Genomic DNA, 24765 nt, shown 5'->3' with positions numbered 1-24765 from the left:
GGGCAGAGTTCCGGCGAAGCGGCAGCGACCGGCGAGGAGTTGAGCCCACCATGCAGTGTCCGAAGTGCCATGCACGGATGCACACCTACAACCGCAACGGCGTCGAGATCGAGCAGTGCAGCGGGTGTCGCGGGATATTTCTCGACTACGGCGAGCTCGAGGCCCTGACCCGCCTCGAGTCCCAGTGGTCGCAGCCGGGCCCGCCGCACCAGGGCGCTCCGCAGGCGTACCCGCCGGCCCCGCCCGCCGCGCCGGCCTGGGGCGCCCCGCACGGCGGCCATGGCGGTCACGGAGGCCACGGTCACCACGGGCACGGCCGGCACAAGAGCTTCGGCCACATGCTCTTCTCGTCCTGAGCAAGGGGGGCGGGCCCGGGCGACCCCGGCCTTCCCCGAGAGCACGACGAAGCCCCCGGTCGCATGACCGGGGGCTTCGATTCTGTGGACGATACTGGGATTGAACCAGTGACCTCTTCCGTGTCAGGGAAGCGCTCTCCCGCTGAGCTAATCGTCCGGGATCACGACCGGAGCCGTGAGCACTGCGTGCGCGATACTGGGATTGAACCAGTGACCTCTTCCGTGTCAGGGAAGCGCTCTCCCGCTGAGCTAATCGCGCGGGGAGATCCGTGCGGATCCGCGAAGGATCTTTGGGGACCAGGTCGTCGGAGACCGATCCTCGCGGATCAAGTCCTTGCAGACCAGTGGACGATACTGGGATTGAACCAGTGACCTCTTCCGTGTCAGGGAAGCGCTCTCCCGCTGAGCTAATCGTCCTTGGAGGTGGAGACGGGATTTGAACCCGTGTAGACGGCTTTGCAGGCCGTTGCCTCGCCTCTCGGCCACTCCACCTGGAGTGCAGGGGGTCGGGAAGATCCCCCACTTCGAGCGGACGACGAGGCTCGAACTCGCGACCTCAACCTTGGCAAGGTTGCGCTCTACCAACTGAGCTACGTCCGCCTGTCGTTTCGGTCCGCGCTTCCGCGTCCCGGCGACGTGTTGAACTCTAGCGGATTCCTGGGCCAGCACAAAAACGCGTTTACGCAGCGTGCTGCGCCGCGGCGCCCCGGGCGCACCCGCAAGGCGCCGGGAGAGCACTTGCCAGGCAGCCGCAGCGGGCCCCAGACGTACGTGCAAGAGATGCACGAGGCACCGTCCCAGAACGCCCGACCTAGACTCTCAGCCGTGCACAGCCCCCCTCCGCTCTCCTCCCGAACGGCCTCGACGGCCCCGCTGGCTCGCTTCGGCGGCGTCGTCGCCCGCGATCTTCTCGACGTCACCGACGACCCCGCGGCCCTGGATTCCAGGGGCTTCTGGGCCGTGGCCGCCGACTTCGAGGGGCGGCTGGTCTGCGCCCGCTTCGGGGACGTACGCAGGGAGCCCGTGCCACCCCCGCCGCCGGGGGCCTGGCACGGGCCGGCGGCCGGTGACTGGACGTCGTCGCTCGACCGTGACGCGTACACGGCGGGTGTGCGCCGCATCCGCGAGTACATCGCGGCCGGCGAGGTCTACCAGGCCAATCTCTGCCGCGTCCTGTCCGCGCCCGTCGCGCCCGACGCCGATGTGGACGCGCTCACCTCGCTGCTGGCGCGCGGCAACCCGGCCCCCTATGCCGGAACGATCCGTCTGCCCGGCCACGGCGTGGAGATCGCCAGCGCCTCGCCCGAGCTCTTTCTGCGCCGCGACGGGCGCATCGTCGAGTCGGGGCCGATCAAGGGCACCGGCCGCACCGAGGCGGATCTGCTCGACAAGGACCATGCCGAGAACGTGATGATCGTGGACCTCGTCCGCAACGATCTCGGGCGGGTCTGCGAGACCGGTTCCGTGACCGTCCCCGACCTCTGTGTCGTCGAGAAGCACCCGGGTCTCGTCCATCTCGTCTCGACCGTCCGAGGGGAGCTGCGCGAGGACGCCGGCTGGCCGGAACTGCTGGACGCGACCTTTCCGCCCGGTTCCGTCACCGGCGCCCCCAAGTCCAGCGCCCTGCGGATCATCGAGGAGCTGGAGACTGCACTCCGCGGCCCGTACTGCGGCGGGATCGGCTGGGTCGACGCCGACCGGGGTACCGGCGAGCTCGCCGTGGGCATCCGGACCTTCTGGATCGACCGCACGGCGGGCGTCCTCCGCTTCGGCACGGGAGCGGGGATCACCTGGGGCTCGGACCCCGAGCGCGAGTGGGAGGAGACCGAGCTGAAGGCGTCACGGCTGCTCGCGGTAGCGTCGGGGGAGTACCCGGCGGCGTAGTCCGGGGGTGTGGGACGTACGAGGCGAGTGGAGGACCCCCACGTGAAGATCTGGCTCGACGGTGGGCTGCAGGACCTCGACGCCGCCCGCGTCTCCGTGTTCGATCACGGTCTGACGGTCGGCGACGGCGTCTTCGAGACGGTGAAGTCGGTCGACGGCCGGCTCTTCGCGCTGACCCGCCACCTCGACCGGCTCGCCCGCTCGGCACGTGGCCTCGGTCTGCCCGAACCGGACCTGGACGAGGTACGCAGGGCCTGCGCGGCCGTACTCGAGGCCAACCCCATGCCGCTGGGCCGGCTCCGGATCACGTACACCGGTGGTCTTTCGCCGCTCGGGTCGGACCGCGGCGACCACGGACCGACCCTGGTCGTGGCGCTCGGCGAGGCGGCCCGGCGTCCGGACACCACAGCCGTGATCACCGTCCCCTGGACCCGCAACGAGCGCGGCGCGCTCGCCGGACTCAAGACCACCTCGTACGCCGAGAACGTCGTGGCCCTCGCCCGCGCACACGAACAGGGCGCTACCGAGGCGCTGTTCGGCAACACGGTGGGGCAGCTGTGCGAGGGCACGGGATCGAACGTGTTCGTCGTCCTCGACGGCGAGATCCACACGCCCCCTGTGGCCTCCGGATGCCTGGCCGGCATCACGCGTGCGCTGACGATCGAGTGGACCGGCGCCCACGAGACGGACCTGCCGCTCGACGTGCTGGACCGCGCGGAGGAGGTGTTCCTGACGTCCACGCTGCGCGACGTGCAGGCCGTCCACCGCGTCGACGGCCGGGAACTGGCGGGCGGACCCGGCCCTGTGACCGCTAAGGCGATGCGTATCTTCGACGAGCGGGCCGCGGACGACCTCGACCCGTAAGATCCTCCTCCTGGTCCCGCCAGGTATCTGCCGAGGTGTCGGTGGCCTCGTAGGCGCCGGAATTCGGATGACCCGGGGTCCGGAGGTGGGTAGAACAGCCCTGATGACGACGACCCTGCGGCCGATCGAGCCGCTTCAGCACGATGCCGGCGGGGCACGCTCGCGCCGCTACCAGGTGTGCGTGAACAGCCGTCCCGTAGGCGCGATACATCTCGGCACGCACCCCGTCTTCGGACCTGCCGCGGCCCAGATCCGCGAGCTGCACATTGACGAACGGGACCGCAGGCGCGGCCGGGGAACCGTCGCCGCGCTCGCGGCTGAGGAAGTCGCGCGCGGCTGGGGCTGCAGGCGGATGGAGGTCTCGGTGCCCGCCGACGCCGAGGCGGCGCTCCGGCTGGTCACGGCGCTCGGCTACGTGCAGCGCAACCGCGGCATGGAGAAACCGCTCGGCACCACGCCGCCCGCACTGCCGGAGGGAAGCCTGGGCCGGCCCATGACGGAGGCCGAGTACGGTCCCTGGCTGGAGCACGGCAAGGAGCACTACGCGCAGAGCTGGATCAAACGGGGCGTCTCGGAGGCCGAGGCCCGGGCGAAGTCCGAGAAGGATCACGCGACCCTGCTGCCCGATGGTCCGGCCACCCCCGACATGCTTCTGAGCGTCCTGGAACACCAGGGCGACGCGGTCGGCACCCTGTGGGTGGGGCTGCGCGACCACGACGCCTTCGTCTTCGATGTCGAGGCCGACGAGCGGTACCGCGGCCGGGGCCACGGCCGCTCGTTGATGCTGCTGGCCGAGGCCCAGGCCATCGCCGCCGGAAGACCCCGCATCGGCCTCAACGTCTTCGCGGGCAACACCCCTGCTGAGCGGCTCTACGAGTCGCTGGGGTACGCACCGACGGTGTACGCCATGTACAAGGACCTGTTGTAGGGGCGGGGCGCAGCGTGGAAGGCGGGGGCCGGCAATCCGTTGCCGGGCGACCCTCACGGGCCCGGGTGCCCGCCCGCCGGTGCCGGTGAGGAAGTCGCCCGGAGACTATGCTTCCCGCTCGCCCAGCAGCCGGTCGGCGATCTCCTCGATGCGTTCGCGCAGCCCTTCCTGGCTCTTGCCGCCGTCCAGGCGCTCGTCGCCGATGACATATGTGGGCGTACCCGTCACACCGATCGCCTTGCCCTCCGCCTGGTCGGCGTCGACGATCAGGATGTGCCGGCCGTCGATCAGGGCGGTGTCGAACTCCTCGGCGTCCAGGCCCAGTTCGCGCGCCACCTCCACCAGGAACGGCTCGCCCTTCTGCTCCAGTTCCTCGACGCGGCCGAGCACGGCCTCCACGTACGCCCAGCCCTGGCCCTGCACCTCGGCCTCCTCGGCCGCCTGGGCGCCGGCGAACGCGTACTTGTGCTTCTCGAGGGGGAAGTGCCGCAGCCGCAGCTCCAGCCGGTCGCCGTAACGGGCGCGCAGTGCGCGGAGATCGTCGAGGGCGGTGCGGCAGTCGGGACACTGGAGCTCGCACCACACCTCCAGAACAGGGCGTGCCGTGGTGCTTGCGGGGGTGGAGTCGCTCATGACCCCAGTCTTCCAGCCGCCCGGGTGCCGCCCCAACCGGAGTCGCCCCCTCAGGCTCGACGGTGCCGCTGCCGCTGTGGGCAGTCTTGCCGCTGGGGCCGTACGGGTGGGCACAGCTGCAGCACCCCGACGGCGGGTTCGCCGCAGTCCAGGGTCGGGACCACCTGGTCTGGTCCTGGGTCCTGGTCCTCGACCTGGACCTGCACCTGCACCTGCACCTGGGAAGGATCCCGTACCCGGAGATCTCCCTGAGGTCCCGACGCACCGTGGCCCCGAGGCCACGGCCCGGTGCAGGATGGAGGGGACGAATCGCCCCAGCCCGACTGTCTGCCCTGCCTGGAGGACCGGATGATTGCTGAGACCGTCTGTTCCGCCGTCTCCGCGGCCGGCCTCGGCATTGCCGCGATCACGGCATACCGCAAACGCTTTCTGGCGGCGGCCCGCATCGCCGCGTACTCGCTGGTCCCGCTCGGCCTGGTCATGACCGGGGCCGTGGAGTGGCTGGCCCGTACCGCGTTCAGCCCGGTGGCCTGGGCGGGCTTCGGGGTGCTCGGCGGTGCCTGGCTGCTGTTCATGACGACCCGCGCGGTCGAGCGGCGCCGCGGTGGGACCCGTAAGGAGCGCAAGGAGGCGAAGGCCGCCGCTCGAGGAGCCGCGGTGGAGCCCTCGGCCTCGGTCCCGTCCCTCGGTCAGGCCGCACGCCCCGCCCCCCGGCCCCAGGCCAAGTCCGGCGGCGCCGACGCCGCGGACGACTTCAGCGACATCGAAGCCATCCTCAAGAAGCACGGCATCTGACATCGCCCCCACGGCAGCCGTGACCTCTCACCCTCCCCATGTCAAGGATTTCGGCGAACTACCGCTTCGTTCGGGCGTGTTGATCGCGTAGCGGGCATCCGCTGCGCCATCATCACCCCGAGATGCTGGACACATCACAGGGCGATGCCGCCCCTCCGACTCCGGCCGACGAGCGTCGCGGGTGCCTCTTCGCGCTCTCCCAGCCGCCCCTGATGATCTTCTTGGCGGTGATCGGCATTCTGCTGCTCATGGCATCAGTGCATGATCTCTTCCTGCTGTGACCGGTATCACGGGACCTGTGGCTGATGATCACGGGGCTGCGTCAAGGACCTGCCCTACTGACATCAAGGCTGCCCTACCTGGCATCAAGGCTGCCCTACCTGGCCACCCCCGAGCAGGGTGTTTCAGCTCGCGGCTTCCTTACGCCGTGCCCGGTACGCCGCGACGTGCAGTCGGTTGCCGCAGGTGCGGCTGTCGCAGTAGCGGCGTGAGCGGTTCCGCGACAGATCCACGAAGGCATGCCGGCAGTCGGGCGCCTCACAGCGTCGTAGCCGGTCCTGCTCCCCGGCCACGACGAAGAACGCGAGGGCCATGCCGCAGTCGGCCGCCAGATGGTCGGCGACGGACGCACCGGGCGCGAAGTAGTGCACATGCCAGTCGTAGCCGTCGTGATCGGTGAGCCGGGGCGTCGTGCCTGCCGCGGCGACCAGCTCGTTGATCAGGCCGGCGGCGGCCCGGGCGTCGGCGGCGGCGAAGATCCCGGCGAAGCGGGTCCGCACGCGCCGCACGGCGGCCAGGTCGTGCTCGGTCAGGACGCCGACGTCGCTGATTTCGTGCTTTCGTACGAAATCGGCCAGGGCTGTGACCGTCGCGAGCCCGTCGGTCTCGTCGATCTCCGGCGCGGTGTTCACCAGATCGACCACGGTATCGAGGGCACACCGGGTGTCGTGGGTGATCAGCACGAGTCGCTCCCTGGCCTGGGGGTCGGGCAGAGCCCGCCGATGCAGGCCGATGCTAGCGGCTCTGGGCTGCGGACCATCAGCCCGGGACGCCGAGCCGGACCTGGCCGGGCCCACGCGGCTGGCCCGGCCGGGCATCGCTGCCGCACCCGATCCCGCCCACGCGTCGGAGCCGCACCTCGCCGGGCCGTGCGTCGCTGCCGCACCTGCCCGCGCGGGCGCGGAACCCGGCGGTCCGGCCAACACGTCGTCGCCGTACCCGCGCCGGCCACGCATCGCCGTCGTACCCACACCGGCCCACGCGTCGGCGCGGACCCGCGGTCCGGGCAACACGCTGGCGCAGCACGTGGTCCGGCTACGCCCCGGCGCCGCACTAGCGTCCGCACCGCATCGCGCCGCACTCGGCCCGGCCGCCCGTCGGTGCCGCACTCGGCCCGGCCGCGCGTCGGCGCGGAACCCGGTCCGGCCAACACATCGGCGCGGAACCCGGTCCGGCCACGCGCCGGCGCCGTACCCGCGTCGGCCACCCACGCATCGCCGTCGTACCCGCACCGGCCCACGCGTCGGCGCCGCCCCGCGGTGAAACCCGTGGCGGCGGCGCCGGCGCATGCCCTATGCGGTTGTCGTAGCCCGAGCCGTCTCCCCGAGTGGACGGCGCCGGGCTGCTCTGAGTCCGGCCTCGTTAACTCTCCGCCAGGATGTGTGAGAGCTCCGTGTCGAGGTCGAAGTGGCGATGCTCCGTGCCCGGAGGCACCGCCGCGTCCGTTCGCTTCAGGAACGATTCGAGGGCCCGTGCAGGGGCCTCCAGGAGGGCCTCGCCTTCGGGCGAGCTCAGGGCGATGCAGACGACGCCCTGACCGTGGCTGCGGGACGGCCAGACACGGACGTCGCCGGTGCCTGTGGGCCTGTGCAGGCCCTCGGCGAGGAGGTCGCGGGCGAACACCCACTCGACGGTCTCCTCGGCTCCGGTGTGGAAGGTGGCGTGCACGGCATACGGATCGGCCGTGTCATACCGCAGTCCTGCGGGAACAGGCAGTGAGGACTCGCTCGACACAACGAGGCGCAGGTGCAGCTCGCAGCTGACCGTGGTGTTCATAAGCGCCAGGGCCTTTCGCTCAGTGTGCGCTCGGGGATTCGCACGTCGGCGAATTCGACATGCCACCTACGGTGCCGTTGTAAACCCCTCTGAGTGTTTTGCGTGTCTTTCGGTAGCTCGTACGGCGGAGTATTGGTTCGTCCGCAAGGGCCATTCCGGTGATTGACTTTTTCTGTCCGGTAGGGTTTCCCCGTATGAATACGGGGAGTGACGAACCGGGGGAGGCCACCGTGGCATCCGACGCGAAGGCGACATCCGAAGAGTCCGAGCTGGGCTCGCGGGCGCCGGAATTCATCAAGGCGCGACGGGCGCTGCACCTGAGCTGGCAGGTCGGCGTCTTCGTCGCGGGGCTCGCGGTGGTCGCAGCCGGCGTGATCATGCTGCCGCTGCCGGGCCCGGGCTGGCTCGTGATCTTCGGCGGCATGGCGATCTGGGCGACCGAGTTCGTCTGGGCACAGCTGGTGCTGCGCTGGACGAAGCGCAAGGTCACCGAGGCGGCACAGCATGCACTCGACCCGAAAGTCCGGCGCCGCAACATCACCCTGACGACCATCGGACTGGTGATCGTTGCCGTGCTGGGCGGGATCTACGTGTGGAAGTTCGGCCTCGAGATGCCGTGGAACATCGACCAGTGATCGCCGGGCGGTGATCTTGGCGGTCGGCCCGCCCTGGGCGCCGGACGATGCCTTCCCGCGTCCCCGCACTCGGCTGGGCCTGGTTCGCCGGCCGCCTGCGGTCGCTGGCGCCCCGCGCTCGGGCCCGGCGCCAGTCTTCGGTCAGCCGGGCCCTCCGGCCCTGCCTCGTACTGCCTGCGGTCGACGGCTCCCTCGGGTGCTCGGTCCGCCACCACTCCTCGCCCTGCGTCCGTCCCTTGGTCTCCCCTGAGGCGCGCCTTGGCCCGGCATCGACCGGTCTGCGGCCCGCGGCCGGATCTCAGCCTGCGCCGACCCTCATGCTGCTTCCGGCGACGGTCCGGCGACGGTCCGGCGGTGGTCGCCGGCGCGCGTCCCGGCCCTCGCCTGGTGAAGTCCTCGCTGCGCCTTCTCCGGCTGCCGGCGCCCAGCCCTCGGCTCGCGTCGGACGTCCCGCGCTCAGCCTGTGGGCACCGTTCCTTGGCCAGAGCCCGCCGCTGCCCCATCCGTGGCGCACGCCCTGCCTCCGGTCCTCGGCCGCCTCGTGCCACCCGCCCGCGTGTCGGCGGACGCGGCACTCCCGGCTCGGGCGGGAGAGGGCTTGCGGGCGGTGCCCGGCCCCAGCCGTCTGCGGCCCGCCTTCGCCGCCCCTCGCGGGCTCCCTCGCGGGCTGGTCGGAGGCACCCGCTGACATGCGGTAATGTTCTCTGTGCGTCCGGGCGATTAGCTCAGTGGGAGAGCGCTTCGTTCACACCGAAGAGGTCACTGGTTCGAACCCAGTATCGCCCACCCTGGATCTGCGGCCCGGAGGCTCCCAGCCTCCGGGCCGCAGTGCATTTCACAGGTGACTACGACTGCGACGGTGCGACGCGCACGGTGGGCAGCTCGGCGCCCAGGGCCGGTCATAGGCATGTTCACGACCATCACGGCCACGACCACTACGGTCTGAACTGTGCTACTGCTGGCTCGCGTGCCGACGGCAGGCCGGAGCCCCCGTCCGACGTCCCAACCCGTGCAAGCCCCGGTCCGACGTCCCGACCCATCCAAGCCCCCGTCCGACGTCCCGACCCGTGCAAGCCGCGCCGGAGCCGGTCGCACGATTCCCGCGACGGCGGCGCATTCCGACGCCCGATCCGCGCAAGCCTGCGGCCCCATCCGGTCGCCCGATTCCGGCGACGGCGCCGCATCCCGCCGTACGGCCCGCCGAACAGCCTGCACGCGGCGCAACCCTGTCGCGTACAGGCGTTATTGAAACGCTTCGAGAAATCCTGTCCGAATCGTTGACGGGGCCCCACCCTCTTCGTACCTTGTGCCAGCAAGCGCTTGCTTGAAACGATTCACGACAAGTCATGATGTGGCGGGGAGGCCCAAATGCGTGCCGACGAGTCTATTGGGAGGCGGAAGCTCCTCATCGCTGGAGGTGCTTCGCTGGCCACTGTGGGGCTGATGGCAGCAGGCTGCGGGGGAGAGAGCGGCTCGGGCAGCGGTGGGACCGTCACCCTGCGTCACGCCTGGTGGGGCGGCGAGCCGCGGGCGGTGGCGATCAAGAAGTGCATCGCGCTGTTCGAGAAGAAGTACCCGAAGATCAAGATCCAGCCGGAGTTCACCGACTACCAGGCGTTCTGGGAGAAGTTCCAGACCCAGGCCGCGGGCGGCAACCCGCCGGACGTCTTCCAGAACGCCGTCGCCTTCCTGCGCAAGTACGACAAGCGCGGTGTGCTGATGGACCTCAACTCCCAGATCAAGGCCGGGAACCTCAGCCTCGACGGCTTCCGCGCCGGCGTGGAGGCCAACGGTCAGGTGGACGGCAAGCAACTCGGCATCCCGGTCGGTGCCAACACCATGTCGCTCGTGATCGACAACAAGGTCTTCGAGAAGGCCGGCATCAAGCCGGAGTTCGGCTGGACCTGGGACGAGTACTTCGACGCGCTCCAGCACATCAAGGACACCCAGAAGATCGCCGGAGACACCGGCTACTTCGGGATCATGTACCTCTACGACCTGTACCTGCGTCAGAACGGCAAGGCCTTCTTCACCGACGAGGGCCTCGGATTCACCGAGGACGACCTCATCCCGTGGTGGGAGGACGGCTACAAGCGCATCAAGTCGGGTGTGATCTGCGACCCGAAGAAGGTCGCCCAGGTCGCACCCAAGTCCGCGCTGTCGGCCGGGCTCGCGGCCTCCGAGTTCACCTGGGACAACTTCTCCGTCCGCTACGCAGGCGAGGGCCACCCCAACATCGGCCTCGCGCCCATCCCGACCGTGGACGGCAAGGACACCGGCCAGTACCTCGGCTCCCTGATGCTGTCGATCTCCAACAAGACCAAGCACCCCAAGGAGGCCGCCCAGTTCGTGAACTTCATGGTCCACGACCCCGAGGTCGGCAAGATCATGGGGTACGACCGCGGCATCCTGCCCACCGACGAGCAGTACGAGGCTTACACGCCGTCAGACGACCAGAACAAGGCTATCGCCGCGTTCGAGGAGCAGTGCGCCAAGGAGGGCGTGCTGGGCAAGATCACCCCGCACCCGTCCGGCGCCGACGTCGCCGAGGCCGCCTTCCTGCGTATCGCGGGCGACATCGGCCAGGGCAAGACCAAGGTGAACGCCGCCGTGAAGCAGTTCTTCAACGAGGCGAAGGCCGCGTTCGCGGCCTGAGGGGACATCGCACCATGACGCTCGTCAAGGACACGCCAGTCCTGGACCTGAGCGAGCGCTCCCCTCGCCCCGCCGCAGCCAAGCGGCGGGGCCGGCGGGAGAGCCTCGCGGGCTATCTGTTCATGTCACCGTGGCTGGCAGGCTTCCTTCTGCTCACTGCCGGTCCGATGGTGGCGTCGTTCTACTACGCCTTCACCAGCTACAACCTGTTCACCTCGCCGCAGTGGGTCGGCCTTGACAACTTCACGGCGATGTTCGAGGACCCCCGCTGGCGCAAGTCGGTCGAGGTCACCCTGAAGTACGTGGTGATCGGCACCCCGCTGAAGCTGCTCCTTGCGCTCGGCGTGGCGCTGCTGCTGGCGCAGAGCCGACGCGGTCAGGGCCTGTACCGGGCGGCGTTCTACATGCCGTCGCTGATCGGCGCGAGCGTCTCGGTCGGCTTCGTGTGGCGGGCGCTGTTCTCCGACAACGCGATCGTCGACAGCGGTCTGAAGGCCTTCGGCTGGAACCTGGGCGGCTGGATCGGCGACCCGGACCTCGTGCTCTACGCCCTGGTGGCGCTCACCGTCTGGCAGTTCGGCGCCCCCATGGTCATCTTCCTGGCCGGTCTCAAGCAGGTCCCGCGCGAGCTGTACGAGGCGGCCGAGGTGGACGGCGCGGGACCGCTGCGCAGGTTCTGGAGCATCACGCTCCCGATGATCTCCCCGGTGCTGTTCTTCAACGTCCTGCTGGAGACCATCCACTCGTTCCAGATCTTCGGCTCCGCGTACGTCGTCTCCGACACCTCCTGCGGCCCGGCGGACGGCACCCTCGTCTACACCTGCTACCTGTACCAGAAGGCGTTCAAGGAGACGCAGATGGGCTTCGCGTCCGCGATGGCCTGGATGCTGCTGCTCGCGGTCGCGCTGGTCACCGCGGTGCTGTTCTGGTCGCAGAAGAAGTGGGTGCACTACGAGGAGGGCGCCAAGTGAGCACCGCCAACGCCACCGTGCGGACCAACGCCACCGAGGCCACGACGAGTTCGCGCCGCAGGACCGGGTCCGTCGTCTGGCATGTCTCCGCTGTCGCGGTCCTGGCCGTCGTCCTCTACCCGGTGCTGTGGGTGGTCGGGGCCTCGTTCAAGCCCGGCGAGGACATCATCGGTTCGCTGGACCTGTTCCCCGCCGATCCGATCCTGTCCAACTTCTCCGGGCTCGCGGACGGCATGGCCGGCATCCCTATTTCCACCTTCTTTCTCAACTCGCTGATGTACGCGGGGCTCGCTGTGGTCGGCGTTGTCGTCTCCAGCTCGCTCACCGCGTACGCTTTCGCGAAAATCCAATTCAAGGGAAAGAACCTTCTCTTCACCCTGATGATCGGGACCTTGCTGCTCCCTTATCACGTGCTGCTCATCCCGCAGTACGTGATGTTCCAGAAACTCCAGCTCACCGACACCTACGTGCCGCTGCTGGCCGGCAAGTTCCTCGCCACCGAGGCCTTCTTCGTCTTCCTGATGGTGCAGTTCATGCGCGGCCTGCCGCGCGAGCTGGACGAGGCAGCCCGTCTGGACGGGTGCGGGCATCTGCGGATCTACTGGTCGGTCGTGCTGCCGCTGACCCGGCCCGCGATCATCACCACGGCGATCTTCACCTTCATCAACGCCTGGAACGACTTCCTCGGTCCGCTGATCTACCTCAACAACCCGGACCGGGCCACGGTCTCGCTGGCCCTCATGATGTTCCGCGACCAGCAGGGCATCTCCGACTACGGCGGCATGATCGCCATGGCGATGGCGGCGCTCCTGCCTGTGCTCGCCTTCTTCCTCGCCTTCCAGCGCTATCTGATCGACGGTATGGCGACCTCCGGACTGAAGGGCTGAGACGGCCATGGCGTTCCGTACGGATGCGGCACGGACGAGGGCCCGGCAGGCACGGCAGGCCCGCAACGCCCGCCAGGCCCCCCACGAGTCCGTCCTCGCAGAGCGGTTCGGCCTGTTCGCCGAGTGCCTGCTCACCGGGGTGTGGATCGCGGTGGCCGCGCTGCCGCTCGTCACCTACCCGGCCGCGTTCGCCGCAGGGGCGCGGCACCTGCGCCGGAGGATCGCCCACGAGGGCGGCGGCTTGCGGGAGTTCGCGGCCGACTTCCGGCACGCGGTGCGCCGCGGCTGGCTCGCCGGTCTCGCCGGGTGGGCCGCGGTGGCCGTGGTCTGGGTGGACGTCCAGGCCGTACGCGCGGGGCTGCCCGGCGGCCGCCTGGTGGCTGCCATCGGGATCTTCGCCCTGATAGGGCTGGCCGTCGCGGGGCTGCGCGCCGCGGCTGTCTGGGAGCCCGGAGCGTCCTGGCGGGCCCTCCTCGCGACCGCGGGGCGCCGCACCGTACTGGACCCTGCCGGATCCTTCCTGCTCGTCGGCGGGATGGCCCTGGTGGCCGGATCCGCCTGGGTCACCCCGCCGCTGGCGGTCCCCGTCCTGGGGGCCGTCGCGGCGGCCGCCGTCGCCGTCGAGGAGCGGCTCCGGCGTCGCTGACCCGCCAGCCGGTGCCCGCGTCGCCGACGAGCCACCGGTGATGTCCCGCAGGCCGGCGCCCCCGGGCGCCGCGCACTCCTCTGTCATGCCCCTGACTCCCCGCACGTTGAACGGAAAGGAAAGGCCATGTCTCCCATCCCCCGCAGGTCCGTGCTCAAGGCGGCCGCCGTCGCCGGTGCCGCCGCCCAGTTCAGCTGGGCCTTGGGCACACAGGACGCCGTCGCCGCGCCAAGAGCCGAGGCCGCGGACGCGGCACCCGATCCCGTGACGCTGAACTGGCTCGAGGACGGCGGCCTCGGCGCCGCCCCCGGCTCCACCGTCGGCGTGCCCTGGCCCAAGGGCGCGTACGACAAGGACCAGACCTTCGCGCTGGCAACCGCCGACGGCAAGGAGGTGCCCGTCCAGAGCTGGCCCCTCGCCTACTGGCCCGATGGCTCACTCAAGTGGACAGCGCACGCCATCGGCCCCCAGACGACCGCCGACAAGTTCACGCTCACCACTGGCACGCCCGCCGCGCCCGAGAAGAAGATCACCGTCGACAAGAGCGGCGGCACCATCGACATATCGACCGGTGTCATCACTGCCAAGATCGGCAACAGCGGGTCCACCCTCGTCAAGTCCGTCACGCGCGGATCGACCGAGATCGCCAAGAACGGACGCCTCGTCCTGCTGCGCCAGGGAGAGCTCGAGGACGGCGACCAGGGCCAGGAGAAGTACGAGCGGTTCGAGAGCGCGATCTCCGAGACCGTGGTCGAGCAGGACGGCCCTGTCCGTGCCGTCGTCCGCATCGACGGCAAGCACCGCCGCGGCGACCGCGCCTGGCTGCCCTTCTCCATCCGGCTCTACTTCTACGCGGGCGCCGAATCGTTCCGCATGGTGCACACCATCACCTTCGACGGCACCCAGGAGCCCGGAAAGGCCAGCGGCGACTTCATCCGCGGCCTCGGCGTGCGCTTCACGGTGCCGATGCGCGACGAGGCCTACGACCGGCACATCCGTATCGGCGGCGACGACACCGGACTGCTGCGCGAGGCCGTCAAGGGCATCACCGGACTTCGCCGCGACCCGGGCGCTGCCGTGCAGGCCGCACAGTTCGAGGGCAAGAAGCTCCCCGACCCCTCCACCTGGGACCAGCGCGTCACCACCCGCCTGCACCTCATCCCCACCTGGGGCGACTACACCCTCTCGCAGCTCTCCGCCGACGGCTTCACGCTGCGCAAGCGCACCAAGGCGGGCCACGGCTGGATCGCGGCGGGCGGCGGACGCAGGGCGAGCGGCTTCGGATACGTCGGCGGCGCGAGCGGCGGACTCTCCTTCGGCCTCCGGGAGTTCTGGGAGAAGTTCCCCGCCCAGCTCGACATCCGGGACGCGCACACCGACGAAGCCGAGGTCACGCTCTGGCTCTGGTCGCCCGAGGCGCAGCCCATGGACCTGCGCTTCTACCACGACGGCCTCGGCCAGGACACCTACGCCGAGCAGCTCGAAGGCCTCAACATCACCTACGAGGACTACGAGCCGGGCTTCGGCACCCCCTACGGCATCGCCCGCACCAGCGAACTCCTCTTCTGGGCCAACGACTCCACACCCAGTCCCGAGACGCTCGCCCAGCAGGTCAACGCCGTCCGCACCCCGCCGCAGCTCGCCGCGCCGCCCAAGCAGCTCATCAAGGCCAAGGTCTTCGGCGGCCTCTTCTCCGAGCCCGACCGCTCCACCGCCGCGAAGGCGAAGATCGAGGACCACCTGGACTTCCTGTTCACCTACTACAAGGACCAGGTGGACATGCGCCGGTGGTACGGCTTCTGGGACTACGGCGACATCATGCACTCGTATGACCCGGCCCGGCACCAGTGGCGCTACGACGTCGGCGGCTACGCCTGGGACAACTCCGAGCTCTCGCCGGACTTGTGGCTCTGGTTCGCGTACCTGCGCAGCGGCCGCGCCGACATCTTCCGCTTCGCCGAGGCCATGACCCGCCACACCGGCGAGGTAGACGTCTACCACCTGGGTGAATGGGCCGGGCTCGGCACCCGCCACGGCGTGCAGCACTACGCGGACAGCGCCAAGCAGCAGCGCATCGCCAACACCACGTACCGGCGCTACTACTACTTCCTCACGGGCGACGAGCGGGTCGGCGACCTCATGCACGCCAACGTCGACTCCGACGAGACGTTCCTCGTCCTCGACCCGATCCGGAAGATCCGCACCGAGCCGTACACGCCCGACCGGCACGCGCTGTCCATCGGCTTCGGCACCGACTGGAGCGGTCTGGTGTCGGCCTGGCTCACCGAATGGGAGCGCATGGGCCCCAAGTGGGAGAAGGCCAAGGCACGCGTGCTCTCCACCATGGAGACCATCGCGGCCCAGCCCAACGGCTTCGTGCAGGGCAGCGGCCTGTACGACCTCGACACCGGCAAGTTCGCGATCGCCGACAAGCCCGTCGTCGGCGTCTCGCACCTGTCGGCGGTCTTCGGCCTCAACGAGCTGTGCGCCGAGCTGATCGACCTGGTCGACATGCCCAAGTTCAACGAGGCGTATTTCGACTACTGCCGCTACTTCAACGCGACCAAGGCCGAACAGGCGGCCCGCTACGGCTCCAACTTCGGGTCCCTGCTGCTCTTCCAGGGCCACTCGCGCCTGGACGCCTACGCGGCCGTCCAGACCGGCGACGAAAAGCTCGCCACGCGCGCGTGGCAGAAGTTCTACAACTCCGACGGCTACAAGGAGTCCGCCCCCTGGAAGACGGAGAAGGTGAGCGGGCCGGTCACCCTGGTGCCCGGCAGCGAGGCCAACTGGGTCTACACCAACGACACAGCGCTGTACGGCCTCGCCGCCATCGAGAACCTGGCACTCCTCGGAGACAAGATGCCGTAGCCGAGGGCTAGTTCATCTTGTCCAGCACCTCCCGCATCCGCCGGGCGTCCCGGATCCGCTGCTCGTACGTCGCACCGACGGCGAGCAGCAGGAGCCCGGCGAGTGCGGGAGGTACCCAGCGGGGGAGCGCGCCCGCTATCTGGACGAGGTACGGGGCGAGTTCGTGCAGCGCGTCCAGGGTGAGCACGGCGCCGCCGATGAGGAGCGGCGCCTGGAGGTGGTGCCGGGCGCCAAGCAGGGTGATCAGCAGCGCCGCCGCGCCGAGCAGCAGCGGACGCAGCCAGTGCGGATCGCCCCAGGCCGCGATGAGGCTGGGCACGAGCGTGGCGGCGAGTCCGGCGCCGTATGCCGTCCACGACGAGGCCTGGGGGTCACGGCGCCTGCGCAGAGCGCCGACGAACAGCGCAGGGACGGTCACCGGCAGCGTGTACGCCTCCGGGGTTTCCACGTCCCAGGAGGCCAGCCTCACCCAGGTGGCCAGGACGAACAGGGCGGCCGCCGCGTAGCCGACGGGGCGGCGGTCGGACCGGACCGCGGTGCCGGCGGCGATCACCCCGCACAAGGCGAGCACCAGGGCGAGCATCGGCGGGTCGGCGACGGTCAGTGCGACGGCGAGCAGTCCGGCGGCGGCTCCCGTCACCTCGACCGGCACGGTCGCCGGGGAGCCACCGAGCCGCGCGGCGAGCAGGGCCGCGGTCACGGGCACCACCAGGACGAGCAGGGCCGTGTGCTCCGGCCGCCAGCCCACGGAGGCGCCCGTCGCGCAGGCCAGCGCGGCCGCGTACGCGAGCGCGGCCGGGGCCGTGACGGGAGCCAGGCGCGCGAACCACGAGGCAGCCGCGAAGAGCACGGTCAGGGCGACGAGGACCACCAGCGTCGCGCCCTCGGAGGCGAGCGACAGGAAGGCGAGGGAGAGGGAGGCGACCACCGAGAGGACGGTGGCGGCCGTCTGCGCGGTCGGGACCTGGCGGGCAGCGGCTGCTGCCGCGAGGGCAGCAGCCGTCGTGATGCCCTGGGCCGACAAGCCGACGCCGTAGGGGAGTTCAAGGACCGCCGGGAGGACGAGCGCGGTCGCCCAGGCCAGAACCAGCACGCCGGTCAGGGCCCGCGGCCGCCAGGTCGCGTTCCGGACCGCCGCCAGCACACCGGCGATGACGGCCAGGACGACGGCGGCCGCCGCCGCGTACGGCGGCCACGGAACGTCGACCGTCACTGCCGCGCGGGCGTCCGACGGCACGCCGGTCCAGGCCCGCTCCGCCCAGCCGACCGGGCCAAGCAGCACGACCACGACGAGCGGCAGGGCCCAGAGCAGAGCCAGCGCCTGGACCGTGCCGGAGGCCCACGCGAGGCCACGACGGACCGGCTTGGCAAGGTGCTGCCCGCGTACCGCCGCCAACAGCGCGACACCACCCGCCAGATAGCCGAGGACCGTCCAGCCGCCGGGCAGGACCGCGCGCAGGATCCCGCCGACCGCCGCGGCCAGGACGAGCCCGCCGACGAACGCGGTGCCCATGGCATTACCCGGTTTCGGCAGCTGCCGTGCGGCGCCCAGCGCGATGGCCGCCGCGAGGGCGAGGAGAGCCGACGCACGGACGGCGGCGCTCGGGCCACCCGCGTCCCAGGAGAGCCAGCCGGCCGTCAGTACGCCCAAGCCGCCCGTGCCGTACGCGCCGACGACGGCGACGACACGCACGGACTTGGAGGTGGTCCGGAGCGCCACAATCGTGTCGAACCCAGCCGTCACCAGGAGCGCGGCAGTGATCCAGTCCGGACCCGCGTCGACCGCGATCGCCCAGAGAAGCAGCGGGAGCTGGGCAGCGGCCAGAGCGGCGGGCAGGGGCAGGCGCAGCGGGAGGGGTCGGGCCTCCTCCCGCGCAGAGTGGTCGGAGGCGCCGGAACTCAGGTCGGGCAGCAGGCCGAGCCCCCGGCCGTATGCCGCCCACACCCCCGCCAGCACCGCCGACGCAACCGCCGCGTACCCCGTGCCGTCCGTGCCCGTGAGCGCGGCCGCATGCAGCGCGTAGGCGTCGAGCACCGTCAGCGCGAGTCCGAGTCCCGCCACCGACTCGGCCGTCGAGCGCAGCCCGCGCTTCAGGAGCGGCACCGGCGCGGCGAGCACGGCCAGCGTGACCGAGCCGAGCACCAGGGCCCGCCCGGCGATCCCGAGGTCACCCCAGCTGACCAGCGTGAAGGCCGCCGCGGCGACGGTGAGCAGGACGCCGCCGAGCACGAGGAGCACGTTCTGGACGCGCGGCGCGCTGGTCTCGGGGCGAGGCGCGACGGGCACCGGTGCGACCGGCTGCGCTTGCAGCGCGGCGACCAGCCAGGCCCGCCGGGCAAGCAACTGGGCCCGGCGGCCATCGAGTTGCCACAGCTCGGCGTCGAGGAGCCGCAGCTCTTCGGCCGGAGGCGGGATGTGTGTCATGCCTCGGAGTGTGGTCCCCGTCACGTCGTACGGCATGAGTGTGAGTACTCAGAACGTACTCAGCTCGCGTACGGGAGGCCTCCGTACAGGCACACTCGGTACATGGACTGGTGCCATTACCGCTTCCGCAGCCTCTGGAAGCTGCCGGCGCCGCCGGCCGACGTGTACGCCGTGCTGGAGCGTGCCCAGGAGTATCCGCGCTGGTGGCCGCAGGTGCGGGCGGTGACGCCCCTCGGTGAAGGGGTCGCCGTGGCCCGCTTCCGGTCCCTCCTGCCGTACGACCTTGTCGTCACGGTCCAAGAGCGGCGCCGGGACCCCACGGCCGGCGTCCTCGAGATCGGGATGACCGGCGATCTGGAGGGCTGGGCCCGCTGGACGCTCGCACCTGCCACCGGCGGGATGGGCACGCGCGCGTGCTACGACCAGGAGGTCGAGGTGCGCAAGCCGGTCATGCGGCGCCTCGCCGTGCCCGCACGTGGTCTGTTCCGGGCGAACCACGCGCTGATGATGCGCGGTGGCCGCCGAGGGCTGACCGCCCTGCTGAATGCGGTTTGAACGACACCCCCCGAGACCTGTATGGTTCACTGCGTTCCCGGGCGATTAGCTCAGTGGGAGAGCGCTTCGTTCACACCGAAGAGGTCACTGGTTCGAACCCAGTATCGCCCACCCGGAGAGGCCGGTCCGCCAGCAGGCGGACCGGTTTTCTGTTGTGCTCACGTTTCTGTTGTGCTCAGGCCGCTGCCGGAAGCTCCGGCCGCAGCGGCCACGCCGGGTCCACCGCCTCCTGTGAGCCGCTCCGGGCGAACCAGGCCTGCAGCCCGCGCGCCTGCGCCGCATGCCACACCGCCTGCAGCGTGTGCAACTCGGCCGGCGACAGACGCTCCAGCCGGGCCGAGAAGCGCCGGCCTATCGCTCGTACGACATCCAGGGCGGCCAGTGCGTCGGCGGCAGCGTCATGGGCGCCGTCGAGCACCACGCCGTAGTGCTCGCACAGATCGGTGAGCGTGCGACGGCCCTTGCGGTAGCGGTCCAGGTGCTTGTCGAGGACCCGCGGATCGAGCACGCACAGGGGGGAACTTTCCAGATAGTGGGAGAGCGAGGAGGCGCGATGGCGCCTCAACTCCCGGTCCAGCAGCGTCAGATCGAACGGCGCGTTCATCACCACGAGCGGGCGGCCCGCCGCCACATGCTCGGCGAGCGTCCTGGCCACCTCCTCCATCACCGGGGCCGGCCAGCGGCCGTTGCGTCGCAGGTGATCCTCCGTCAGACCGTGGACCGCCGTGGCCGCTTCGGGCACCGGCACGCCCGGGTTCACCAGCCAGCGGCTCACCCGCGCGCGGAGGCCCGCGGTGTCCTGGACGACGACGGCGGCGGACACGATCCGGTCGGTCTCGACGTCCACGCCGGTGGTCTCGGTGTCGAATGCAACCAGGGGTCCCTCGTACCAGCACGTCATACGCACACAACTCCTCGTTCACCCTTCGGCAGTTGACGTGCGTCCCCTGCCCGACCTGGTGATACCCGGCCGTTTGCGGCGTACGCAGGGGGGAGACAACACAGATACGGGCCACGCCACTTCAGGGCCCGAACGGGGATTCACCACAGCGGAAGGCTTGTTGGAGATGGCGCTCGCGCAGCCCGAAAGGGGCGGGCTGCTGCCCGAGCGGATGGCACCGCCGCGCGGCTCGCTCGCCACCACCGCCTGTATGGAGACGCTTCAGGTGGGCTATCTGCATGCCGTGGCGGCCGCCGCGGGCTGCTCGCTGTCCCAGCCCTTTCCGGACAACGGCATCGACTGGCACGTCAGCCACAGCGCCCCCGGGCACACGGTCGACGACGAAGTGACCATCAAGGTGCAGCTCAAGGCCACGTACCAGATCGCGCCGAACCCGCCGGGGCCCGCGTTCTCGTTCACGCTCGACAACGCGCACCTGGCGAAGCTCGCCCGCACCCCGGTCTCGGTGCACAAGATCCTCGTCGTGATGATCGTGCCCAGGTCCCAGGACGACTGGCTGCGCGCCGGCCACGACCGGCTCGACCTGCGGCACTGCTGCTACTGGATCAACCTCGCCGGGCACCCCATCACCGGCCGCCGCAGGACCACGGTGCGCATACCGACCGCGCGCATCTTCGACGACCGGGCGCTCTGCGAGATCATGACGCGGGTCGGGACCGGAGGGAAACCGTGACGCACCGCCCGATCGACGAACCACTGCGCCCGGTCGGCGCCGTGCGCGCTCACCCCGCCGACGCCGCGGCCCTGGGCGCGCAACCGCCCGAGCCAGCCCAGGTCGACCCCGCCGTGCTGAGCGCGCTCCTCGACCGGCACGGCTGGCAGCGCCGCGGCGGCGCCACCGGGCGGTACGCGCGCTGGACCCCGCCGGGCCCTGGCAGCGGCCGTACGAGCCTGCTCGTACCGGAGAGCCGCGCCTTCCCCGACAGCGACGACCTGCTCGGCGAGGCCCTGGTCGCGCTGAGCCGCAGCGGCACGCCCGCCGCCCGCGAGGTGCTGGTCGGGCTCACCGTGCCCAGCGACGAGATCCGCTGGTGGCGCGATGTACCCACCGGGCCCGCGGGCGCCGCGCCCTGGACCGCCGAGGAACAGCTCCGCAACGCCGCGCGGCAGCTGCTGCTCGCCGGAGCCTTGGCGGTGCGCGGGCGCGCCGGATACTACGGGGCACGCCATCGGCGGCCGGCCGCCGCGGCCCTTGGGAACGTAATGGTGGGGCCGGCGCCGGGTGGCCGCCAGCTGACCGCGTTCGTGCCCGTGACCCCCGGGCGCCCCCTCGCCGTACGGCTGCACCAGGCGCTGTACGCGGCCCGCGAGGCCATCGACTACCAGCGGGCCACCGGCGGCATGGACGCCTTCGACGGAGCCGTGGAGGCGGGTGTCAGCCATGAGCTGACGGAGGCGCTGGTCGCCCTCGTCCGTGGCTCGCAGGGCGCCCGTATCGCCGTGGAGTGGGCGCCCGCCGCCGGGGTCCCCGAGGGATGCGCGACGCCCGCGGAGCCGGTCGAGTTCTCGCCCGGCGATCTGTCCGTACTGCGTGAGGCGAGCGCGCGCTACAGGCGCGTGGAGCCGTCGGTTCCGGTGCGCCTCACCGGCACCGTGGTGCGTCTGCGCAGGTCGGGGCCGCGCGGCGAGGGCACGGTGCGGCTGCGCGTCATCGCGGGCGCGGAGGTGCCGCACGTACGGCTCACGCTGGACGAGGAGGCGTACCGCATAGCCGGACACGCGCACCTCGTCGGGCTGCCGATCCGGGTGCACGGAAGGCTGGAGAGCCGGGGCGGGTTCCGTCGGCTGACCGGGGCGTCCGGGGTGGCGCCGGTGCAGGTGGACGAGGCGGAGCGGGACCGGCTGATGAAGTCCCTCCAGGAGAATCTGGACTTCCTCGAGGAGGCGTGCGGCGCCGAGGACTGAACCTTCGCCTTGGAGTCCCGGCAGTGCCGGGTGTCAGGTCGCCGGACGGTGGGCGTACAGGTCCCGCAGCAGGGCGATCTCCGCGCCGTGGTGCAGCATCTCGCGGTTGATGTGCAGGACGAGCGTGGCCATGGGCTCCTCCGCGTAGGGCCCCTCGGCCGGGCCGCAGGGGCGGGCGAGGCCGCTCTCGCCCAGGCCGCGCACGCCCGCCGTCCACTCCGCGTACGCCGCGTCCAGCCGCTCGAGCGCCGCCGAAGCCGTGCCCGGATAGGAGTACGTCGTGTAGTCCACGGGCACCGCCCCGAAATGCGCGGCGTTACGGACTCCGAGGACGCCCACCAGGATGTGCCCCAGGCGCCAGGCGATCGTCGTCACCGGCGCGGGCTGCGGCTCCGGGTACGCGAAGTCGATGGTGAAGTCACCGGAGCCGGCCGCCATCGGCGCGGTGCTCGTGCCGCGCCTGCGCACGTTCCAGCAGTCCGGGACCGGCTCCCAGAAGTACTCGTCGTCGGTCAGCCCTGCCAGGCGAAGGCGCAGCTGGTGTCCCCAGTGCCAGTCGAGCTGGTCGATGAGGAGCTTGTTCCAGTCGAGTGCCATGCGGCTCACACTAGGACGCCGGGCGCGGGGCGTCCCGTCGAGCGCGGTCCGGGAAACCGTTTCGCGAGTGGGCCCGGCGACTCGGTACGATCCGTTAGTGCGCCGCCTTTCGTCGTGGCGTGCGAAATCCACCTTCAGGCAGGAGAGACCGGTGTCAGACGTCCGTGTGATCATCCATCGCGATTCCGAGCGGGAAGAGCGCGTGGTGACGACGGGCACTACGGCCGCCGACCTCTTCGCCGGTGAGCGCACCATCGTCGCGGCCCGCGTGGACGGCCAGCTCAAGGACCTCGCGTACGCGATCAAGGACGGCGAGAAGGTCGAGCCCGTCGAGATCTCCTCCGAGGACGGCCTGAACATCCTGCGCCACTCGACCGCGCACGTCATGGCGCAGGCCGTGCAGGAGCTGTTCCCCGAGGCCAAGCTGGGCATCGGCCCGCCGGTCAAGGACGGCTTCTACTACGACTTCGACGTCGAGCGGCCGTTCACCCCCGAGGATCTCAAGGCCATCGAGAAGAAGATGCAGGAGATCCAGAAGCGCGGGCAGCGCTTCTCGCGCCGTGTCGTCACCGACGAGGCCGCACGCGAGGAGCTCGCCGCCGAGCCGTACAAGCTGGAGCTCATCGGGCTCAAGGGCTCGGCGTCCTCGGACGACGGCGCGGACGTCGAGGTGGGCGCGGGCGAGCTGACCATCTACGACAACCTCGACGCCAAGACCGGCGACCTGTGCTGGAAGGACCTCTGCCGGGGTCCGCACCTGCCCACCACCCGGAACATCCCGGCGTTCAAGCTGATGCGGAACGCGGCGGCGTACTGGCGCGGCAGCGAGAAGAACCCCATGCTGCAGCGCATCTACGGCACCGCCTGGCCGTCCAAGGACGAGCTGAAGGCGCACCTCGACTTCCTCGCCGAGGCGGAGAAGCGCGACCACCGCAAGCTGGGCAGCGAGCTCGACCTGTTCTCCATCCCGGACCAGATCGGCTCGGGCCTCGCGGTCTTCCACCCCAAGGGCGGCATCATCCGCCGGGTCATGGAGGACTACTCGCGGCGGCGCCATGAGGAAGAGGGCTACGAGTTCGTCTACACCCCGCATGCCACCAAGGGGAAGCTCTTCGAGACCTCGGGCCACCTGGACTGGTACGCCGACGGCATGTACCCGCCCATGCAGCTCGACGAGGGCGTGGACTACTACCTCAAGCCCATGAACTGCCCGATGCACAACCTGATCTTCGACGCGCGCGGCCGCTCGTACCGTGAACTGCCGCTGCGCCTCTTCGAGTTCGGGACCGTGTACCGGTACGAGAAGTCGGGCGTCGTGCACGGCCTCACCCGTGCCCGCGGCTTCACCCAGGACGACGCGCACATCTACTGCACCAAGGAGCAGATGGCGGACGAGCTCGACTCGACGCTCACCTTCGTGCTGAACCTCCTGCGCGACTACGGCCTGACCGACTTCTACCTGGAGCTGTCCACCAAGGACCCGGAGAAGTTCGTCGGCTCGGACGAGGTCTGGGAGGAGGCGACCGAGACCTTGCGCAAGGTCGCCGAGAAGCAGGGCCTCCCGCTGGTCCCCGACCCGGGCGGCGCGGCCTTCTACGGTCCCAAGATCTCCGTCCAGGCCAAGGACGCCATCGGCCGGACCTGGCAGATGTCCACCGTGCAGCTGGACTTCAACCTGCCGGAGCGCTTCAACCTCGAGTACACTGGGCCCGACGGCTCCAAGCAGCGGCCGGTCATGATCCACCGCGCGCTGTTCGGCTCGATCGAGCGCTTCTTCGCGGTGCTCCTCGAGCACTACGCGGGCGCGTTCCCGGCGTGGCTGGCTCCGGTGCAGGCCGTCGGCATCCCGGTCGGCGACGTGCACGTGCCGTACCTGCAGGAGTTCGCGGCCGAGGCCAAGAAGCGGGGCCTGCGGATGGAGGTGGACGCATCGTCCGACCGGATGCAGAAGAAGATCAGGAACCAGCAGAAGCAGAAGGTCCCGTTCATGATCATCGTCGGTGACGACGACATGCACGCCGGGACGGTCTCCTTCCGCTACCGCGACGGTTCGCAGGAGAACGGCATCCCGCGGGACGAGGCGCTCGACAAGATCGCCGATGTGGTGGAGCGCCGGATCCAGGTGTGAGGCGGTAGCCCGCT

Annotated in this window: 22 protein-coding genes and 7 tRNA genes; 18 read left to right on the top strand and 11 right to left on the bottom strand. The window is 70.5% G+C overall.

Features of this window, described 5'->3' with window-relative positions; genetic code table 11:
* Positions 1-50: 50 nt before the first annotated feature.
* Positions 51-356 carry a TFIIB-type zinc ribbon-containing protein gene (locus H1D24_RS10890; RefSeq protein ID WP_181657237.1) on the top strand — a complete coding sequence of 102 codons (306 nt, stop codon included), beginning with the start codon at positions 51-53 and terminating at the stop codon, positions 354-356.
* 85 nt (positions 357-441) lie between these two features.
* On the opposite strand, the gene H1D24_RS10885 is transcribed toward H1D24_RS10890, so the two are convergent.
* The 5 genes from H1D24_RS10885 to H1D24_RS10865 form a co-directional block, all read right to left on the bottom strand.
* Positions 442-513: transfer RNA gene (locus H1D24_RS10885), tRNA-Val, on the bottom strand.
* 30 nt (positions 514-543) lie between these two features.
* Positions 544-615, bottom strand: a tRNA-Val gene (locus tag H1D24_RS10880).
* An 86-nt stretch (positions 616-701) separates the two neighbouring features.
* Positions 702-773: transfer RNA gene (locus H1D24_RS10875), tRNA-Val, on the bottom strand.
* Between the two features lies 1 nt (position 774).
* Positions 775-848: transfer RNA gene (locus H1D24_RS10870), tRNA-Cys, on the bottom strand.
* 35 nt (positions 849-883) lie between these two features.
* Positions 884-956: transfer RNA gene (locus tag H1D24_RS10865), tRNA-Gly, on the bottom strand.
* 225 nt (positions 957-1181) lie between these two features.
* On the opposite strand from H1D24_RS10865, the gene H1D24_RS10860 reads away from it, so the two are divergent.
* The 3 genes from H1D24_RS10860 (at position 1182) to H1D24_RS10850 (ending at position 4032) form a co-directional block, all read left to right on the top strand.
* Entirely contained in the window at positions 1182-2240 is a 1059-nt protein-coding gene (locus tag H1D24_RS10860) for a chorismate-binding protein (protein WP_309484271.1), read from the top strand.
* A 42-nt stretch (positions 2241-2282) separates the two neighbouring features.
* Complete coding sequence (locus H1D24_RS10855; RefSeq protein ID WP_181657235.1) at positions 2283-3104, top strand: aminotransferase class IV; 822 nt, start codon at positions 2283-2285, stop codon at positions 3102-3104.
* Positions 3105-3207: 103 nt separating this feature from the next.
* Entirely contained in the window at positions 3208-4032 is an 825-nt protein-coding gene (locus H1D24_RS10850) for a GNAT family N-acetyltransferase (RefSeq protein ID WP_181657234.1), read from the top strand.
* Positions 4033-4137: 105 nt separating this feature from the next.
* Here H1D24_RS10850 and H1D24_RS10845 read toward each other — a convergent pair whose 3' ends face one another.
* Entirely contained in the window at positions 4138-4665 is a 528-nt protein-coding gene (locus H1D24_RS10845; protein WP_181657233.1) for a DsbA family protein, read from the bottom strand.
* Positions 4666-5013: 348 nt separating this feature from the next.
* Here H1D24_RS10845 and H1D24_RS10840 point away from each other — a divergent pair, with 348 nt between their 5' ends.
* Complete coding sequence (locus tag H1D24_RS10840; RefSeq protein WP_181657232.1) at positions 5014-5460, top strand: hypothetical protein; 447 nt, start codon at positions 5014-5016, stop codon at positions 5458-5460.
* A 122-nt stretch (positions 5461-5582) separates the two neighbouring features.
* Positions 5583-5741: a hypothetical protein gene (locus H1D24_RS10835; RefSeq protein WP_181657231.1), complete on the top strand. Its 159-nt coding sequence runs from the start codon at positions 5583-5585 to the stop codon at positions 5739-5741.
* Positions 5742-5864: 123 nt separating this feature from the next.
* Here the strand turns inward: H1D24_RS10835 and H1D24_RS10830 are convergent, their stop codons facing one another.
* Together H1D24_RS10830 and H1D24_RS10825 are read right to left on the bottom strand one after the other, a co-directional pair.
* Positions 5865-6422, bottom strand: a complete 558-nt coding sequence (locus tag H1D24_RS10830) for a CGNR zinc finger domain-containing protein (RefSeq protein WP_181657230.1) — start codon at positions 6420-6422, stop codon at positions 5865-5867.
* A gap of 679 nt (positions 6423-7101) precedes the next feature.
* Positions 7102-7515 carry an SsgA family sporulation/cell division regulator gene (locus tag H1D24_RS10825; RefSeq protein ID WP_003959770.1) on the bottom strand — a complete coding sequence of 138 codons (414 nt, stop codon included), beginning with the start codon at positions 7513-7515 and terminating at the stop codon, positions 7102-7104.
* A gap of 194 nt (positions 7516-7709) precedes the next feature.
* Here H1D24_RS10825 and H1D24_RS10820 point away from each other — a divergent pair, with 194 nt between their 5' ends.
* From H1D24_RS10820 to H1D24_RS10790, 7 genes are all read left to right on the top strand, one after another.
* On the top strand, positions 7710-8150 hold the full coding sequence (locus H1D24_RS10820; protein WP_181657229.1) for a TIGR02611 family protein: 441 nt from the start codon (positions 7710-7712) through the stop codon (positions 8148-8150).
* Positions 8151-8864: 714 nt separating this feature from the next.
* A tRNA-Val gene (locus tag H1D24_RS10815) sits at positions 8865-8936 on the top strand.
* A gap of 582 nt (positions 8937-9518) precedes the next feature.
* Positions 9519-10805, top strand: coding sequence for an ABC transporter substrate-binding protein (locus tag H1D24_RS10810; protein WP_181657228.1), 1287 nt, complete (start codon positions 9519-9521; stop codon positions 10803-10805).
* A gap of 14 nt (positions 10806-10819) precedes the next feature.
* Positions 10820-11776 carry a carbohydrate ABC transporter permease gene (locus H1D24_RS10805; RefSeq protein ID WP_181657227.1) on the top strand — a complete coding sequence of 319 codons (957 nt, stop codon included), beginning with the start codon at positions 10820-10822 and terminating at the stop codon, positions 11774-11776.
* Positions 11773-12663 (top strand): carbohydrate ABC transporter permease, encoded by an 891-nt coding sequence (locus H1D24_RS10800; protein WP_309484270.1) that lies wholly within the window; start codon positions 11773-11775, stop codon positions 12661-12663. Before H1D24_RS10805 ends, H1D24_RS10800 begins: the two co-directional genes overlap by 4 nt.
* A gap of 7 nt (positions 12664-12670) precedes the next feature.
* Positions 12671-13309 (top strand): hypothetical protein, encoded by a 639-nt coding sequence (locus H1D24_RS10795; RefSeq protein ID WP_258563986.1) that lies wholly within the window; start codon positions 12671-12673, stop codon positions 13307-13309.
* Between the two features lie 126 nt (positions 13310-13435).
* Positions 13436-16180, top strand: a complete 2745-nt coding sequence (locus tag H1D24_RS10790; RefSeq protein ID WP_181657226.1) for an exo-rhamnogalacturonan lyase family protein — start codon at positions 13436-13438, stop codon at positions 16178-16180.
* 7 nt (positions 16181-16187) lie between these two features.
* Here the strand turns inward: H1D24_RS10790 and H1D24_RS10785 are convergent, their stop codons facing one another.
* Positions 16188-18605 carry an SCO7613 C-terminal domain-containing membrane protein gene (locus H1D24_RS10785; RefSeq protein ID WP_258563985.1) on the bottom strand — a complete coding sequence of 806 codons (2418 nt, stop codon included), beginning with the start codon at positions 18603-18605 and terminating at the stop codon, positions 16188-16190.
* Between the two features lie 102 nt (positions 18606-18707).
* On the opposite strand from H1D24_RS10785, the gene H1D24_RS10780 reads away from it, so the two are divergent.
* Both H1D24_RS10780 and H1D24_RS10775 read left to right on the top strand, forming a co-directional pair.
* Positions 18708-19160 carry an SRPBCC family protein gene (locus tag H1D24_RS10780; RefSeq protein ID WP_181657224.1) on the top strand — a complete coding sequence of 151 codons (453 nt, stop codon included), beginning with the start codon at positions 18708-18710 and terminating at the stop codon, positions 19158-19160.
* Positions 19161-19199: 39 nt separating this feature from the next.
* Positions 19200-19271 (top strand) — tRNA-Val (locus H1D24_RS10775).
* Positions 19272-19335: 64 nt separating this feature from the next.
* On the opposite strand, the gene H1D24_RS10770 is transcribed toward H1D24_RS10775, so the two are convergent.
* Complete coding sequence (locus H1D24_RS10770) at positions 19336-20061, bottom strand: 3'-5' exonuclease (protein ID WP_181657223.1); 726 nt, start codon at positions 20059-20061, stop codon at positions 19336-19338.
* A gap of 166 nt (positions 20062-20227) precedes the next feature.
* On the opposite strand from H1D24_RS10770, the gene H1D24_RS10765 reads away from it, so the two are divergent.
* Both H1D24_RS10765 and H1D24_RS10760 read left to right on the top strand, forming a co-directional pair.
* Positions 20228-20794, top strand: coding sequence for a DUF4365 domain-containing protein (locus tag H1D24_RS10765; protein WP_181657222.1), 567 nt, complete (start codon positions 20228-20230; stop codon positions 20792-20794).
* The gene (locus tag H1D24_RS10760; protein ID WP_181657221.1) at positions 20791-22026 is read left to right on the top strand and encodes a hypothetical protein; all 1236 of its coding nucleotides are present in this window, start codon (positions 20791-20793) and stop codon (positions 22024-22026) included. Before H1D24_RS10765 ends, H1D24_RS10760 begins: the two co-directional genes overlap by 4 nt.
* A 33-nt stretch (positions 22027-22059) precedes the next feature.
* On the opposite strand, the gene H1D24_RS10755 is transcribed toward H1D24_RS10760, so the two are convergent.
* Complete coding sequence (locus H1D24_RS10755; protein ID WP_181657220.1) at positions 22060-22623, bottom strand: DinB family protein; 564 nt, start codon at positions 22621-22623, stop codon at positions 22060-22062.
* Positions 22624-22774: 151 nt separating this feature from the next.
* Here H1D24_RS10755 and thrS point away from each other — a divergent pair, with 151 nt between their 5' ends.
* Complete coding sequence (gene thrS / locus H1D24_RS10750) at positions 22775-24751, top strand: threonine--tRNA ligase (protein ID WP_181657219.1); 1977 nt, start codon at positions 22775-22777, stop codon at positions 24749-24751.
* Positions 24752-24765: the final 14 nt, after the last annotated feature.

It is taken from the genome of Streptomyces himalayensis subsp. himalayensis, from assembly GCF_013778455.1.
In the GTDB taxonomy this organism is placed as follows: Bacteria; Actinomycetota; Actinomycetes; order Streptomycetales; family Streptomycetaceae; genus Streptomyces; species Streptomyces himalayensis.
Note: the sequence above shows the minus strand (reverse complement) of the source record. Positions and strands in the feature narration are given on the sequence as shown.

Coding starts and splice junctions, on each gene's coding strand:
- H1D24_RS10890 (WP_181657237.1), top strand. CDS start 51: ATGCAGTGTCCGAAGTGCCATGCACGGATGCACACCTACAACCGCAAC.
- H1D24_RS10850 (WP_181657234.1), top strand. CDS start 3,208: ATGACGACGACCCTGCGGCCGATCGAGCCGCTTCAGCACGATGCCGGC.
- H1D24_RS10845 (WP_181657233.1), bottom strand. CDS start 4,665: ATGAGCGACTCCACCCCCGCAAGCACCACGGCACGCCCTGTTCTGGAG.
- H1D24_RS10840 (WP_181657232.1), top strand. CDS start 5,014: ATGATTGCTGAGACCGTCTGTTCCGCCGTCTCCGCGGCCGGCCTCGGC.
- H1D24_RS10835 (WP_181657231.1), top strand. CDS start 5,583: ATGCTGGACACATCACAGGGCGATGCCGCCCCTCCGACTCCGGCCGAC.
- H1D24_RS10825 (WP_003959770.1), bottom strand. CDS start 7,515: ATGAACACCACGGTCAGCTGCGAGCTGCACCTGCGCCTCGTTGTGTCG.
- H1D24_RS10820 (WP_181657229.1), top strand. CDS start 7,710: ATGAATACGGGGAGTGACGAACCGGGGGAGGCCACCGTGGCATCCGAC.
- H1D24_RS10810 (WP_181657228.1), top strand. CDS start 9,519: ATGCGTGCCGACGAGTCTATTGGGAGGCGGAAGCTCCTCATCGCTGGA.
- H1D24_RS10805 (WP_181657227.1), top strand. CDS start 10,820: ATGACGCTCGTCAAGGACACGCCAGTCCTGGACCTGAGCGAGCGCTCC.
- H1D24_RS10795 (WP_258563986.1), top strand. CDS start 12,671: ATGGCGTTCCGTACGGATGCGGCACGGACGAGGGCCCGGCAGGCACGG.
- H1D24_RS10790 (WP_181657226.1), top strand. CDS start 13,436: ATGTCTCCCATCCCCCGCAGGTCCGTGCTCAAGGCGGCCGCCGTCGCC.
- H1D24_RS10785 (WP_258563985.1), bottom strand. CDS start 18,605: ATGACACACATCCCGCCTCCGGCCGAAGAGCTGCGGCTCCTCGACGCC.
- H1D24_RS10780 (WP_181657224.1), top strand. CDS start 18,708: ATGGACTGGTGCCATTACCGCTTCCGCAGCCTCTGGAAGCTGCCGGCG.
- H1D24_RS10770 (WP_181657223.1), bottom strand. CDS start 20,061: ATGACGTGCTGGTACGAGGGACCCCTGGTTGCATTCGACACCGAGACC.
- H1D24_RS10765 (WP_181657222.1), top strand. CDS start 20,228: ATGGCGCTCGCGCAGCCCGAAAGGGGCGGGCTGCTGCCCGAGCGGATG.
- H1D24_RS10755 (WP_181657220.1), bottom strand. CDS start 22,623: ATGGCACTCGACTGGAACAAGCTCCTCATCGACCAGCTCGACTGGCAC.